Raw genomic sequence first — 13,625 nt, 5'->3', positions numbered from 1 at the left:
TAGTTGAAAGTTCATCAACCTTGCGTGACGCGGGCGTGCAGGTGCATGTCGTGCCACCCGTCCTCGTGCTTCGCCTCGCTCCGCTTCGTCCCCTCCAGCTCGTAACCCGCCGCCATCGCCACTCGACACGACGCCTCGTTCCGCGTCGAGTGCATCACCTCGATCCGGTGCAGGCCCAGCGTCCCGAACCCCCACCCCGTCAGCGCTTGCAACGCCCTCGTCGCCGTCCTACGCCCTCTCGCCTCCGGCAGCACCCAGTACGACACCTCCGCCAGGCCCTCCCGCAGGTCGATCGTCCGGAGACTGATCTGGCCCGCCACCTTGCCGTCCTCCGTCACCGCCCACCCCGCCCCCGACTCCTGGCACCAGCGCCGCTCCCAGTTCTCGATGTACGCCCGCGCCTCGTCCGCCGTCATCGTCCGGGCATGCCACCGCCGGATCGCCGGATCCGCATACGCCGCCAGCACAGTCGCCTGATCTGCCGGCCGCCACGGCCGGAGCACGAGCCCCTCGGCATGGATCTCCGGCTGGGACCGGGAAGCCAGCGTGCCCGCCGGCAACGCAGGCGTGACAAGAGAAGGCACGTCGCGACCTTACTGGGCAGGACTGAGCCGCCGGAGGCGAGCGGTGTCGGCGGTGAGCAAGTCGTCGTGGCTGATGGCGAAGTCGCCGTTGGGGAAGCTGCCGAGGAAGTACGTGCCGATGACGGCGTCGGGCAGGAACTGGCGGACGAGCACGTGGATGGGCCCGTGCTCGGGATGGGTCCGGCGGCCCACGTACAGGGTGGTGCCGGTGAACTCGGCCAGGTCGGTGGCAGTGTCTATTTCTTGGGCAACACAAGTCAGACGGTAGCGGCCAGGGCCCGTTCCACGTCGGCGATCAGCGCGTCGGGGTCTTCGATGCCGCAGGACAGGCGGATCATGCCGTCGTCGATGCGGGCGGCGGCGCGTTCGGCGGGCGTGAGGGAGAAGTGGGAGGAGTTGAAGGGAGTACTGACCAACGACTCGACGCCGCCGAGACTGGTGGCTTCGGAGGCAACGGTGAGGCGACGCATGACGGCGAGGGCGCGGGAGTCGCCGCCGCGCACGGTGAAGGCGACCATGGCGCCGCGCCGGCCGGGGAGCATGAGGCGGTCGGCGATCTCGCCGTCGGGATAGCGCACGGAGACGACCTCGGGGTGGGCGGCGAGCCGCTCGGCCAGCTGCGCGGCGGTGGCACACGAGCGCGCGAGGCGGAGGTCGAAGGTCTGGAGGCCCCGCCACACCAGGAAAGCGGCGTGGGGATCGAGACAGCCGCCGAAGGTGATGACCCGCTTCTGCACCTCGGTGACGGTCTCGGCGTCGCCGAGCACGACGCCGGCGATGACGTCGGAATGGCCGCTGAGGAACTTGGTGGCGGAGTGCACGACGACGTCCGCCCCATGGCGCAACGGGTTGACGGTGTAGGGGGTGGCGAAGGTGTTGTCCACCACCAACTTCGCGCCGCCGGCGTGGGCGAGTTCGGCCAGGGCGGCGAGATCGGTGAGATCGAGTTGGGGGTTGGAGAGGGTCTCGGCGTAGACCACGGCGGTCGGGGCGAAGGCGATGGCCTCGGCCCAGGCCCCGATGTCGGTGGCGTCGACCATGACGACGTCGACGCCGAGCGCGGGCAGGTCCCGAACGAGCAGGTCCCGGGTGTCGCCGTAGACCTGCCGGGCGGCGACGGTCCGCCCGGGCAGCAACGTGAGCAGCGTGGTGGCGATGGCCGACATGCCGGAGGACGTCATCAGCGCGGCCTCGGCGCCTTCGAGCGCGGCGATCTCGGCGGCCGCGGCGTCCACGGTCGGGTTGGCGAACCGGCTGTACCAGTGCTCCCGCAGCCCGCCGTCCTGAATGTCCTTGTACGCCAGGTCATCCAGGTAGAACGTGGCGGACTGGTAGATCGGCGGCACCACCGGGCGGGTACGGGCGAGGTAACCGGCGGACTTCGCGGGCCTGGAGTCGCTCATGCGCTTGACATTACGGGCCACGAAGGCGCACTTGGTGGCGTCTACAGCACCAAACGGCGGCACTCGTAGTGGATAATCCGGCGATGGACGCGATCGACCGGATTATCCTCGGCGAGCTGCTCCGGGACGGCCGGCTGAGCTTCCGGGACCTGGCCGCCCGAGTGAGGCTGAGCCCGACGGCGACGGCCGAGCGGGTGCGCCGGCTCGCCGACGCCGGCGTGATCAGCGGCTTCCACGCGGAGGTCGACCTCGCCGCCCTCGGCCGGCCGCTCAAAGCCTTCATCGACGTCCGCCTGCGCCCCGGCTCCGACCACGCCGAGTTGGAGGCCGGCTTGCTCAGCCTGCCGGCGGTGCTGTCCGGTGTCCACGTCACCGGCCGCTGGGATTACACCCTCACTGTCGCCTGCCGTGACGTGGCGGAATTGGATGAACTGGTCATGGCCCTGCCCCGCAGTTACGGTGTCATCGAAACCAACACGCGCCTGCAGTTGAGGGAACTGCACGGCTCGGGTGTCGAAGCTCTCTGCGCGCTGGTGGAGCCGAAATGATTCGGTAAGACTTCGGCGTCGAATCCCGTACTACGTTCGGATCATGGATCGACGCCATTTCACCAAGCTCCTGGCGACGGGAACCGCCGCCGCGGCACTCGGCACGGTGACCACCGGCACCGCGTCGGCAACGTCGAGAACCAGCGGCAACGTCGTCCTGGTGCACGGCGCATACGCGGACGGTTCCTGCTGGTCGAAGGTGATTCCGATCCTGCAGGCGGCCGGCGTCACCGTGACGTCCGTGCAGAATCCGCTGACCTCGCTGGACGACGACGTCGCCTGCACGCGAAGGGCGCTCGACCTGCAGACCGGCCCGACGGTGCTGGTCGGCCACTCCTACGGCGGCGCCGTCATCACCCAGGCCGGCGATCACCCGCTGGTCAGCTCGCTCGTCTACCTGTCCGCCCGCGCTCCGGCGGAGGGCGAGGACTACACGGCGCTCGCCGGGCAATTCCCGACGCCGCCCGCGAATGCCGGCCTCGTTTTCCACAACGGCTTCGGCGGCCTGACCGAACAGGCATTCCTCAACGACTTCGCCAACGGGGTTCCCCGTGACCAGGCCCGCGCGTTGTATGCGGTGCAGGGCCGAATCGCGCAGACGCTGTTCGCCGGCCGCGTCACCGCCGCCGCGTGGCGGACGAAACCGAGCCGCTATCTCGTCACGACCGCCGACCGCACCACATCGCCGGAATTGCAGCGCTTCGTCGCGAAACGGATGAATGCCGTCACGAGCGAGCTGCCCACCGGGCACCTGTCGTTCGTCGTCAGGCCCGAGGCCGTGGCCCGGCTCATCCTGTCGGCCGTGCGCGCCTGACGAACGCCAGGAAGGCCACGTCCAGCGGACGTGGCCTTCCTACTGGGGAAGAGATCAGTCGGTGCCGGATTCCATGGCGGCCAGGTCCAGCAGCTCGGCCTCGTCGGCCACACTGGTGGCCAGCCCGTCGCCGCGGGCCGCGATGGCCTCGGCCCCGCCCTCCGGCATCGCGCCGATCAGGCCGGTCGCCGCCGCCTGCGCCGCACCCAGCAGTACCGGGTGCGCGCTGCCGACCATGCCCAGGCCCGCGTACTGCTCCAGCTTGGCGCGGGAGTCGGCGATGTCCAGGTTGCGCATGGTGAGCTGGCCGATCCGGTCCACCGGGCCGAACGCCGCGTCCTCGGTGCGTTCCATGGACAGCTTGTCCGGGTGGTAGCTGAACGACGGGCCGGTGGTGTCGAGGATCGAGTAGTCCTCGCCGCGCCGCAGCCGCAGCGTCACCTCGCCGGTGATGGCCATGCCGACCCAGCGCTGCAGCGACTCGCGCAGCATCAGCGACTGCGGGTCCAGCCAGCGGCCCTCGTACATCAGCCGGCCCAGCCTGCGGCCCTCGTTGTGGTAGCTGGCCAGCGTGTCCTCGTTGTGGATGGCGTTGACCAGCCGCTCGTAGGCCGCGTGCAGCAGCGCCATGCCCGGCGCCTCGTAGATGCCGCGGCTCTTGGCCTCGATGATCCGGTTCTCGATCTGGTCGGACATGCCCAGGCCGTGCCGGCCGCCGATGGCGTTGGCCTCCAGCACCAGGTCGACGGCGCTGCCGAACTCCTTGCCGTTGATCGTCACCGGCCGGCCGCGCTCGAAGCCGATGGTGACGTCCTCCGGCGCGATCTCGACCTCGGGGTCCCAGAACCGCACGCCCATGATCGGGTCGACGATCTCGATGCCGGTGTCCAGGTGCTCCAGCGACTTGGCCTCGTGGGTGGCGCCCCAGATGTTGGCGTCGGTGGAGTAGGCCTTCTCAGTGCTGTCCCGGTAGGGCAGGCCGTGCGCGACCAGCCACTCGGACATCTCCTTGCGGCCGCCGAGCTCGGTGACGAAGTCGGCGTCCAGCCACGGCTTGTAGATCCGCAGCGACGGGTTGGCCAGCAGGCCGTAGCGGTAGAACCGCTCGATGTCGTTGCCCTTGAAGGTGGAGCCGTCGCCCCAGATCTGCACGTCGTCCTCGAGCATGGCCCGCACTAGCAGGGTGCCCGTGACGGCGCGGCCGAGCGGCGTGGTGTTGAAGTAGGCGCGGCCGCCGGAGCGGATGTGGAACGCGCCGCAGGACAGCGCCGCCAGCCCCTCCTCGACCAGGGCGGCCTTGCAGTCGACCAGGCGGGCGATCTCGGCGCCGTACTGGTGGGCGCGGCCGGGCACCGACGTGATGTCGGGCTCGTCGTACTGGCCGATGTCGGCGGTGTAGGTGCACGGGACGGCACCCTTCTCGCGCATCCACGCGACCGCTACCGAGGTGTCGAGGCCGCCGGAGAAGGCGATCCCGACACGTTCGCCGACAGGGAGGGAAGTGAGCACCTTGGACACGTTCAGAAATATACATCGCGATGCATGATCATGCAACGTGGTGGTGGGTGGTTGGGTTCGAGGGGATGGACTGGCTGGTCGGCGGGGTGTGGACGGGCAGTTCGACGGGGCGGAGCGGAGGGGGTTGGTGTGGGCCGGTGGTTCGAGGGGCTGAGCCGGCGGCGGCCGGGCCGACCGGCGCTGCGGGCTAGCATCGGGCCATGGCGTCGACCCGGGCCCAGCAGGCGGAGCGGACCAGGAACGCGGTGCTGGACACCGCCCGGCGGCTGTTCGCGGAGCGGGGCTTCGACGGCACGTCCCTGCAGCTGATCGCCGACACGATGGGCGTGCAGAAGGCCAACGTCTACTACTACTTCCGCACCAAGGCGGCAATCCTGGAGGCGTTGCTGGAGGGCAGCATCGCGGCCTTCGACGCCATGCTCGACGAGGCGGAGCGGCTGGACGGCCGGGCCCGGCGGGAGTTGCTGGTGGCGGGCTTCGTCGAGCAGGTGGTGGCCAGCCGGGCGCTGTCGCCACTCAGCCGCATCGATCCGGGGCTGCGCCGCGAGGGCCGCATCGCGGAGGCGTTGGAGGCCCGGTCCGCCCGCGGCCTGCGGCTGATGTTCGGCGACGAACCGACGGTCGAGCAGCAGGCGGCGTACTACATGGCCACCGACGTGGGGCCGGTGGTGCCCCGCATGACACACCTGTCCGACGACGAGCTGCGGGACCTGTTGAGCGGGCTGTGCCTGCGGATTCTGGACGTCTAGACGGCGTTGTGGGCCAACAGGCTCTGACCGCACGCCACCACGGTCTCGGCGGCGGGGCGGGACTTCCAGCCCAGCACTCGCTCGGCCTTGGCGGTGGTGTGGACGGCACGGCGGCCGAGAGCGGGCATGATCTCCCGCAGGTTGCGGTCGAACAGCGCCAGCCCGCGGACGGCGACGTTGGGCAGGTTGCGGGTCGGAGCCTTGGCGCCGGCCTCGCCGAGGCCGCTGCGCAGCGCCAGGGCCATGTCCAGCATCCACATGAACTCGCCGGTCGCCAGGAAGCGCTGGCCGGCGGCCTCGGGCGAGGTCATGGCCCGGATGTGGGCGTCGGCCAGGTCCCGCACGTCGACGATCTCCAAGCCGATCCGTGGCGTGCCGGGCATGCCCCTGATCAGCCGGCCGATGATCTGCACGGAGCCGACCGTGCCGGCACTGAGCACGGGCCCGAACACCGCGCCGGGCAGGATCGTCGTGAGGGTGGTGGGGCCGTCGTAGGAGGCCATGAAGTCCCACGCCGCCCGCTCGGCCGCCGTCTTCGACCGGCGGTACGGCTGCAAGGTCGGGTCGTTCAAGTCGGTCCACACGGTCTCGTCGCTCACGCCTTCGTCCCGATAGGACGATGGGCTGGCGGTGTTCGCCGCCGACGTCATGACCACGCGCTGCACCCCGGCCGCCGTCGCCGCCCGCAGCACCCGGAGCGTCCCGTCGCGCGCCGGCACGATCAAGGACTCCGCATCCCCGCTGTGGTCGATCCCCAGCGGCGACGCCACGTGCAGCACGTGGTCGACGCCGGCCATCGCCTGCGCCCAGCCGTCGTCGCCGGTGAGGTCCGCCACGGCGAACCCGAGCCGGTCCTCCGGGTCGACCTCCGTCGACACGGCCCGCCGCACCTGCTCGCCCTTGGCCGCGCTGCGCACGGTCGTCCGCACGGTGTAACCCCGCTTGAGCAGCTCGGCCACGCACCAGCCCGCCACGTAGCCCGTGCCCCCGGTGACCAGGACCGTCTCGGCCATCTCCGACCCTCCGCTTTCGTTAGCCACTCGGCTAATGAAATCTACGGTAGCACCGGCGCCGGGCTGCGGCGAGTTGCGCGCGCCACATACGGGCCGGCGCTCGGGCGGCCGCCGCAAGGCCACCCGAGCGCCGGAGCTTCACTTGTTGAGGGTGCAGGGCGCGAGCGCGGCCAGGCCGGCCGGCTTGGCGCCGGACACGCGGCCGATGTCGATGGCGATCCGGTCCAGCACGGCGATCCGCTTGTCCTTCAGTGGCCCGAGGATGGCGTTGTTGATGAAGTTGGGCCCACCCTGCCCCTGCGAGGTGACCAGCCGGTTGTTGGCCTCGGTGATCTCCCTGGCCAGGTTGGCGAGCTCGGCGTTGACGCCGGACTGGGCCGCGGCGGGCACGGCCGGGAGCTTGTCCACGACGGAGGGGCAGTTGACCGTCGGCACGCCGGCCGCCTGGCCGGCCGAGGCGGAGGTCGACACCGGGGCTGATGTCGACACCGGGGTCGAAACGGTCCCCGGCGCCGAGGAATTGCTCAGGGTGCACGGCGCCAAGGCGTCGAGGCCGGTGGGTTTGGCCGCGTGCCGGCCGATGGAGATGGCGATGCGGTCGATGGTGGAGACCCGCTTGTCCTTCAACGGCCCGAGAATGGCGTTGTTGACGAAGTTGGGGCCGCCCTGCCCCTGGGTGGTGACGAGCCGCTTGTTGGCCTCGGCGATCTGGGTGTTGAGCAGGTTCAGGTTCCGCGTCACCTCGGCCTGCGCGGCGGCGGGCACCGCCGGCAGCTTGTCCTGCACGGAGGGGCACACCACGGTGGGCACCGCCGCGGCGTTGGCGGTTCCGCTGTGGGTGGCCACGACCGCGGCCCCGCCGAGCACGGCGGTCGCCCCGAGCACCACGGCGGCGACTCGAAACTTTCGCGGAACCGCCGCGTAACTGATCCTCATGACCTACTCCTGTCCCGTCTGCCACGCCCCGGTCTCGCATACGTGGAGCGGGAGGCGACCGGTTCACGGATCGCCGGTATTCGACAGTTTCGACGGATCAGTCCGAAGTAGACGGATGTGAGGTGCTGGCGCGGGCGACGAGCCGCGGCGGCAACAGGCGGATCTCGGGGGCGGCCGCACCGTCCAACTGGTCGACGACCATCTCGACGGCGAGTTCGCCGAGCCGGGCGGCCGGCACCTCGACGGTGGTGAGCGTGCACGGGTCGCCGCCGTGCGGGCCGACGGCGATCACGGAGATGTCCCGCGGGACGTCGAGTCCACGCCGGCCGAGATCGAGCACCAGCGACGTCAGGGCGTCCTCGTTCTGCACCACCAGGGCGGTGATGCCGGCGTCGAGCAGTCCGTCCAGACAGGACCGGATGTCGTCCCCGCACGCCCGGGCGACGATCCGGGTCCGATGCCGTGCGGCGGAGTCGAGGAACCCTTGCCGGAAGCGGGCGGCATGGCTGACGCCCCGATCGTGCACGGCCGGCGCCGGCCCGGCGAGGCCGATGGTCCGATGGCCGAGGCCGGCCAGATGGTCCATGCACAAGGTGGCGGCGGTGTAGAAGTCCAGATCCAGGCAGGTGATCGCGTTCGGATGATCCGGCACGCCGACGAGCACGGTCGGCCGGTCCAGCGCGGTGAGCATCGGCACGCGGTTGTCGGCGGCGGTCACGTCGAGGGCGATCAGGCCGTCGGCGAGCGAGCCGATGACCGCCTCGCGCAGTTCGCCGGGATCGGCGTCCTTGGTCAGCAGCAACAGATCCAGGCCGTGCGAGCGGGCCGCGGCGGTGGCGGCGGAGGTGAACCGCATGAGGGTCGGAGCCTCGATCCCGGGCCGCTGCGGGGCGAGCAGCGCGAGCAGATTGCTGCGGTCGGTCGGCTCGCTGGCGCGCGGCCGGTAGCCGAGCAGCCGGATCTGCTGCTGCACACGTCTTCGGGTCGCGGCGGAAACCGTCCGCTTGCCGCTGATCACATAGGACACCGTGCTCGGCGCCACACCGGCGGCCCGCGCGACGTCGTGGATGGTCGCCACGGCCAGAAGTTAGTTGACGTTTCACGCATGCGCAAGGTCGAGCGCGTCGAAACTGTCGAAGGCGCTGTTCTCCCTGTGAGACAAGGGAAAGTGGTTCAGACCAGCGGAGCGGACGCGCTTGACCGTCCGAGGTTCGGATGATTGGGTGGTCACCCCGCGACCGGGGGGAACCGACGGTCGCTCGGTTACGCGAGGGTGCCTGATGGCTGTGCACGACCTGGTCCGGCCGTCGATACCGATGCCGGCGCCCGCGGTCCGGCCGCTGCGACTGGGCGCGACCTGGAATCCCGACCTGGCCCGGCGGGTCGGCACGGCGTTCGGCGACCGGTACGCGGGTGAGGTGGTCGGCGTCCAACTGGACCAGGCGATCAGGGATCCTCGGCTGGGCCGCAACGAGCTCGGCTACGCCGAGGACCCGCTGCTCGCGGCCCGGCTGGCGGCGGCGCACCTGTTCGGCATGAGCGGCGCGTGCACGCCGGTGATCACCGACTTCGACGTGGAGGCGTGCTGCGGCCGTCGCCACGGCTTCAGCGCGCGGTCCCTCAACGAGCAGGAACTGCCGGTCTACCGGGCGGTTTTCGAGGTCGGTGGGGCGCGGGGCATGGTGCTGCCGAGGCACTTCTTCGACGACTCGCCGATGGTGATCCGGCTGCTGATCGAGGAGGGCATCCGGCCGTGGAGCGACGGCCGCGCGCCGGTGCTCACGACCGCGGGCGGATCCGTGACGGTGGCGGTGAAGGCCGGTGTGGACGGATTCATCGACGACGGCCATGTCTTGGACGAACTCGTGGCCGCGGTTGCCGACGGCAGCGTCACCGAGGCGGAGATCGCCGCCGCGACGGCACGGCTGGAGACGGTGTTCGAGAACGTCGGCGTGCCCTCGGGTGACGACCACGAGGGACTCGACCTCACGGTGGCTCGCGAAGCCGTTGTGCTGTTGCGCAACGACGGACTGCTGCCGCTGCTGGTCGGCGCCGGGGTGCGCGTCGCCGTGGTGCATCCGGGCGGTCCGTGCGGCCTGTCGGCGGCGGTTGAACGAGTTGTCACCGCCGCCGGTGGGACCGTCACGTCGACCGGCGGCAACGACCGGGTGCGGCTGCGCGAGGCCGACAGCGGCCGTTGCGTGGTGGCGGTCGGCGACGAACTGCGGCTGGTCGAGCCTTCCGGGGGCGACGGCGTGTTCGATGCGATCGAGTGGTCGCGGCACGTGTTCGAGCTGCGCAGTGGCCGCTGCCGTCAGATGGTCGATGTCGTGCCGGGACAAGACGGCACAGTGTTGCTCCGATTTGTCCACAATGGACAAGTAGTCACCGTGGGAAACGTGATCTGGGAAACCGTCGAGGACGGCGCCGTGACGGCGGCCGAGGCGGCGGCCGCTGCGGACGTCGTGCTGGTGGTGGTCGGCAACGACCCGGAGGATCGCCGCGACCGGGAGAACCTGCTGCTGCCGTCCCAACAGGAGCGGACGCTGCGGGCAGTCCGCGCGGCGAACCCGAACACCGTGCTGGCCGTGCTGAGCAGCCATCCGTACGCGCTGGACTGGGCGGAGGCCAACATCGGCGGCATCCTCTGGAGCACCCCCGGCGGAAGAACCGACGTCGCACTGGCGGAAGTGCTGTTCGGGGAACACTCTCCGGCGGGACGCCTGCCGCAAACCTGGTACCGCGCGACGGACACGGCCTTCGACACCTACCTGCACCACCGCGCGGAACCGCTGTTCCCGTTCGGGCACGGCCTGAGCTACACGACCTTCCGCTACGACCGGCCGGTGCTCAGCGGCCGGAAACTCGAGGGCGACGACCGCATCACGGTGTCGGTCCGCGTGCACAACACCGGCTTCCGCGACGGCGACGAGGTGGTGCAGCTCTACACCCGGCAGCTGACCTCGCGGGTGCGCCAACCGGTGCGGCAGCTGCGCCACTTCACCCGGATCACCGTGCCGGCAAGGACTTCGCGAACCGTCACGTTCGCGCTGACCGCCGACGACGTGTCCTTCTTCGACGTCACAACGCAGGCGTGGGTACTGGAGACGGCCGAGCACGAGGTGCTCGTCGGCGGCCACTCGGAGTGGTTCGAGGCCGTCGGCCGGGAAATCCCGGTCCGGCCGCTGGCCGGGGCGTCGCTGATGTGCACCAGGTCCGACGAGGCCGCCGGAATGCTGCTGGTCGACGGCCCGGCGGTGGAGGCGACGGGCCAGCGGTCGTGGCTGGCGTTCCGCGGCTGCGACCCGACCGGCTGCCGCACGTGGAGCCTGGAGGCGGAGAACCCGACGCGCGTGCCGCTCTACGTCGGGCTGCACCTGGACGACCCCAAGGGCCCGCTGATCGGCGTGCTCGCGGTGCCGCCGGGCCCGGTCGGCACGCACACCGCGCCGATCACCGGTGAGGCACCAGGCGTTCGTGACGTTTTCGTCGTGTTCACGCAGCCGGGGGTGCGGGCCCGCCGGCTGACGTTCGGCTGACCCTTTCGGGCCCGGCGCGCGTACACATCTGGCGTGAGAGAGCGACGGCGGGACCTGACCGAGCCGGTGACGGTCATCGGTGTCGGTGTCGCCGCGCTCGTCGCGGTTGTCGCCGTGGTCCAGGGCCTGGGCACGGCCGGCGTCGCGACCGCGCAGAAACCGGTTCCGACCACGACGGCCACCACGCCGGCCCCGACCACCACCACGACCACGGCTTCGCCGCCGGCTGGTGTGAAGCTCGCGACCGCCGTCTACGACCTGCGCGCCGGCACGTTCGTGAGCCGGTCCGGCGAGGACACGCCGTTCGCCGCCGAGTCGCTGACCAAGCTGCTGATCGCGACCGACCTGGCCGCGGCCGGCAAGCTGGCCGGGGACAACCTGCCGAAGATCCAGCGCATGCTGTCCACCAGCGACGACAAGGCCGCCAACCAGCTGTGGACCAGCGACGGCGGCCCGCAGATCGTGACCCGCGCGGTCCGGTCCATGGGCCTGAGGCAGACGGTCCCGCCGCGCGACCCCGGCCGATGGGGCGACACCACCACGACCGCCGCCGACGTGGTGCGGATCTACCAGCACATCGTGACGAAGATGCCGGCCGCGCAACGTGACGTCCTGCTCGCCGACCTGGCCACCACGGCCCGCGCCGCCGACGGAACCAACCAGGACTTCGGCATCACGGCGGCGGTGCCGGCGGGGCAGTGGTGGGCCAAGCAGGCGTGGGCGTGCTGCCGGCCGGCATGGGACGTGCACACCACCGGCCTGGTCGGGGCCGACCGGCGTTACGTCGTGGTTGCGCTCAGCCAGCAACCGCTGGCCGGCGGCTTCGGCGGTGCGAGCAAGGTCATGACGAGCGTGGCGAAGAACCTGGTGGCGGGCCTAGAGATCCAGCACGAGGTCGTCGGCGGGGCGTGAGCAGCACACCAGCGCCGAGCCCGGAGCGGGTGGCTCCAAGGGATCCGGTTGGTACTGCACGTCCCCGGACAGCACCGGTGTCACGCACGTGTGGCACACGCCGGTCCGGCAGGACCACCGGGTCGGCACGTCGCACGCCTCGGCGAATTCGAGCAGGGTGCCGAAGTCCTGGCGCCACGGCACGGTGATTCCGCTGCGGGCAAAGGTGACCCGCGGGCCGGCGCCGACAGGACCTGGTGGCTGGTGCGGCGGGACCCGCACGGCGTCGACCACGCCGGGGTTGATCGCCGGCAGCGCGCCGAACAGTTCGGAGTGGACGTCCGTGATGCCAAGGTCCTTCAGTGCGGCGGTCATGTCGGCCATGAAGCCGGCCGGGCCACACAGGTAGGCGGAGGCGTTGCTGGGCAAGGAAAGGGAGGCGAGCGCCGTGCGGTTGAGGCGGTCGCCTTCGGACGTGTAGTAGACGTGCTCGTGGGCATCGGGCCGACCGGCCAGCAAGTCGTGGACCTCACGAGCAAACGCGTGCTCGGCTGCGGAACGTGTGGTGTGCAGCCACCACACCTGCCGCTTCGTCCCGGCCAAGGCCCGCAGCATCGCCAACACCGGCGTGACGCCGACGCCGGCCGACAACAACACCACCGGGGAGTCGTTGTCCGCCAAGGTGAAGTCGCCGCGCGGGGCGGCAACGTCCAAGGTGTCGCCTTCGCGCAGCTTGGTGTGCAGGAAGGTGCTGACCGAGCCGTCACGCTTCACGCTGATCCGGTACCCGGCGGCGGTCACGGCCGACAGCGAGTAGCTCCGCACCTGCGAATCGGCCCGTAGAGTCAGGAACTGGCCGGGCTTCGGCCGGGGAAGCCCGGAACCGTCCGGTGCGGACAGATGAATGGAGGCGATGGTCGTGCTCTCCGGCACGATCTTCGTCACGCGCAGCGGCCGGAAGCCCGGCCAGCCCCCGACGGCAGGGGACTTCGGCTCCAACAGATCCCGGAACGACCCCTGCCAACCCGGACTCAGCGCCGGGATGTCCACGGCCTTCCGCAGCCGCACCACGTCCCGATCGGGCAGGTACAGCAGGGCATCGATGTCGGCGACGGTCATCTCGTGCCGCCCGACCGCCGTGCGCACGATCTCGTCGCCGGCGCGCACCTCGCCCTCCGTCAGCACCCGGAGGTAGAAGCCGGGCCGGTGCCGGGCGACCAGCAGCGATGGGATTTCCGGCTCGTTCAACCGCATTCCGACCCGGAAGCAGGTGACGCGCGGCTGCGTGACCTCGAACTCGGCGCCGCCGATCCGGTACCGGTCGCCGATGTGCACCTCGTCGTCGAGCAGCCCGTCCACGGTGAAGTTCTCACCGAAGTTGCCGTACTCCAGGTCGTCCCGGCCGAGCTCGTCGCGCCAGTAGTCGTAGGACTGGCGCTGGTACACCAGCACGGCCCGCTGCTCGCCGCCGTGACCGCCCAGGTCGCCCTGCCCGTCGCCGTCGATGTTGAGCGTGCGGACCATGCGCGGGCCCTCGACCGGATGCTTGAAGATGCCGGTGCGCACGGTCCGGCCCTGCCAGGGCACGTCCTTGGGCATTCCGACGTTCAGTGACAGCAGGCGTGGCACG

At 70.7% G+C, this 13,625-nt stretch carries 13 protein-coding genes; 5 read left to right on the top strand and 8 right to left on the bottom strand.

The features are described 5' to 3' along the window. Positions 1–14 precede the first annotated feature (14 nt). From BJ998_RS06000 to BJ998_RS05990, 3 genes are all read right to left on the bottom strand, one after another. A complete protein-coding gene (locus BJ998_RS06000; RefSeq protein WP_184859233.1) occupies positions 15–584 on the bottom strand; it encodes a GNAT family N-acetyltransferase in 570 nt (189 codons plus the stop codon). 9 nt (positions 585–593) lie between these two features. Then, the gene (locus BJ998_RS05995; RefSeq protein ID WP_184859231.1) at positions 594–776 is read right to left on the bottom strand and encodes a hypothetical protein; all 183 of its coding nucleotides are present in this window, start codon (positions 774–776) and stop codon (positions 594–596) included. A gap of 65 nt (positions 777–841) precedes the next feature. Continuing rightward, a complete protein-coding gene (locus BJ998_RS05990) occupies positions 842–1,987 on the bottom strand; it encodes a trans-sulfuration enzyme family protein (protein WP_184859228.1) in 1,146 nt (381 codons plus the stop codon). An 83-nt stretch (positions 1,988–2,070) separates the two neighbouring features. On the opposite strand from BJ998_RS05990, the gene BJ998_RS05985 reads away from it, so the two are divergent. Next, on the top strand, positions 2,071–2,535 hold the full coding sequence (locus BJ998_RS05985) for an Lrp/AsnC family transcriptional regulator (RefSeq protein WP_184859226.1): 465 nt from the start codon (positions 2,071–2,073) through the stop codon (positions 2,533–2,535). A gap of 43 nt (positions 2,536–2,578) precedes the next feature. Further along, positions 2,579–3,349 (top strand): alpha/beta fold hydrolase, encoded by a 771-nt coding sequence (locus BJ998_RS05980; RefSeq protein WP_184859225.1) that lies wholly within the window; start codon positions 2,579–2,581, stop codon positions 3,347–3,349. A gap of 54 nt (positions 3,350–3,403) precedes the next feature. Here the strand turns inward: BJ998_RS05980 and argG are convergent, their stop codons facing one another. After that, the gene (gene argG, locus BJ998_RS05975; RefSeq protein ID WP_184859223.1) at positions 3,404–4,867 is read right to left on the bottom strand and encodes an argininosuccinate synthase; all 1,464 of its coding nucleotides are present in this window, start codon (positions 4,865–4,867) and stop codon (positions 3,404–3,406) included. 200 nt (positions 4,868–5,067) lie between these two features. Here argG and BJ998_RS05970 point away from each other — a divergent pair, with 200 nt between their 5' ends. Next, complete coding sequence (locus BJ998_RS05970) at positions 5,068–5,616, top strand: TetR/AcrR family transcriptional regulator (RefSeq protein WP_184859221.1); 549 nt, start codon at positions 5,068–5,070, stop codon at positions 5,614–5,616. Here the strand turns inward: BJ998_RS05970 and BJ998_RS05965 are convergent. The 3 genes from BJ998_RS05965 to BJ998_RS05955 all read right to left on the bottom strand — a co-directional run bounded on the left by BJ998_RS05965 (position 5,613) and on the right by BJ998_RS05955 (position 8,643). Next, a complete protein-coding gene (locus tag BJ998_RS05965; protein WP_184859219.1) occupies positions 5,613–6,629 on the bottom strand; it encodes an NAD-dependent epimerase/dehydratase family protein in 1,017 nt (338 codons plus the stop codon). The genes BJ998_RS05970 and BJ998_RS05965 overlap by 4 nt on opposite strands. Positions 6,630–6,767: 138 nt before the next feature. Beyond that, the gene (locus tag BJ998_RS05960) at positions 6,768–7,565 is read right to left on the bottom strand and encodes a hypothetical protein (RefSeq protein ID WP_184859217.1); all 798 of its coding nucleotides are present in this window, start codon (positions 7,563–7,565) and stop codon (positions 6,768–6,770) included. Positions 7,566–7,662: 97 nt separating this feature from the next. Next, a complete protein-coding gene (locus BJ998_RS05955; protein ID WP_184859216.1) occupies positions 7,663–8,643 on the bottom strand; it encodes a LacI family DNA-binding transcriptional regulator in 981 nt (326 codons plus the stop codon). A 202-nt stretch (positions 8,644–8,845) separates the two neighbouring features. Here BJ998_RS05955 and BJ998_RS05950 point away from each other — a divergent pair, with 202 nt between their 5' ends. Both BJ998_RS05950 and BJ998_RS49040 read left to right on the top strand, forming a co-directional pair. After that, entirely contained in the window at positions 8,846–11,104 is a 2,259-nt protein-coding gene (locus tag BJ998_RS05950; RefSeq protein ID WP_184859215.1) for a glycoside hydrolase family 3 C-terminal domain-containing protein, read from the top strand. Positions 11,105–11,137: 33 nt separating this feature from the next. Continuing rightward, the gene (locus tag BJ998_RS49040) at positions 11,138–12,016 is read left to right on the top strand and encodes a serine hydrolase (protein ID WP_184859214.1); all 879 of its coding nucleotides are present in this window, start codon (positions 11,138–11,140) and stop codon (positions 12,014–12,016) included. Here BJ998_RS49040 and BJ998_RS05940 read toward each other — a convergent pair. Then, positions 11,981–13,624, bottom strand: coding sequence for an MOSC domain-containing protein (locus BJ998_RS05940; protein ID WP_184859213.1), 1,644 nt, complete (start codon positions 13,622–13,624; stop codon positions 11,981–11,983). The two genes, BJ998_RS49040 and BJ998_RS05940, sit on opposite strands and share 36 nt — an antisense overlap. Between the last annotated feature and the right edge of the window lies 1 nt (position 13,625).

It is taken from the genome of Kutzneria kofuensis, from assembly GCF_014203355.1.
In the GTDB taxonomy this organism is placed as follows: Bacteria; Actinomycetota; Actinomycetes; order Mycobacteriales; family Pseudonocardiaceae; genus Kutzneria; species Kutzneria kofuensis.
The sequence above is the reverse complement of the archived record's forward strand: the minus strand, read 5'-3'. Positions and strand labels throughout refer to the sequence as shown.

What these genes read in the sequence shown, in the direction of transcription:
- BJ998_RS05960 (WP_184859217.1), bottom strand. Translation starts at nt 7,565, where the DNA reads ATGAGGATCAGTTACGCGGCGGTTCCGCGAAAGTTTCGAGTCGCCGCC.
- BJ998_RS05970 (WP_184859221.1), top strand. Translation starts at nt 5,068, where the DNA reads ATGGCGTCGACCCGGGCCCAGCAGGCGGAGCGGACCAGGAACGCGGTG.
- BJ998_RS05950 (WP_184859215.1), top strand. Translation starts at nt 8,846, where the DNA reads ATGGCTGTGCACGACCTGGTCCGGCCGTCGATACCGATGCCGGCGCCC.
- BJ998_RS05980 (WP_184859225.1), top strand. Translation starts at nt 2,579, where the DNA reads ATGGATCGACGCCATTTCACCAAGCTCCTGGCGACGGGAACCGCCGCC.
- BJ998_RS05965 (WP_184859219.1), bottom strand. Translation starts at nt 6,629, where the DNA reads ATGGCCGAGACGGTCCTGGTCACCGGGGGCACGGGCTACGTGGCGGGC.
- BJ998_RS05985 (WP_184859226.1), top strand. Translation starts at nt 2,071, where the DNA reads ATGGACGCGATCGACCGGATTATCCTCGGCGAGCTGCTCCGGGACGGC.
- BJ998_RS05990 (WP_184859228.1), bottom strand. Translation starts at nt 1,987, where the DNA reads ATGAGCGACTCCAGGCCCGCGAAGTCCGCCGGTTACCTCGCCCGTACC.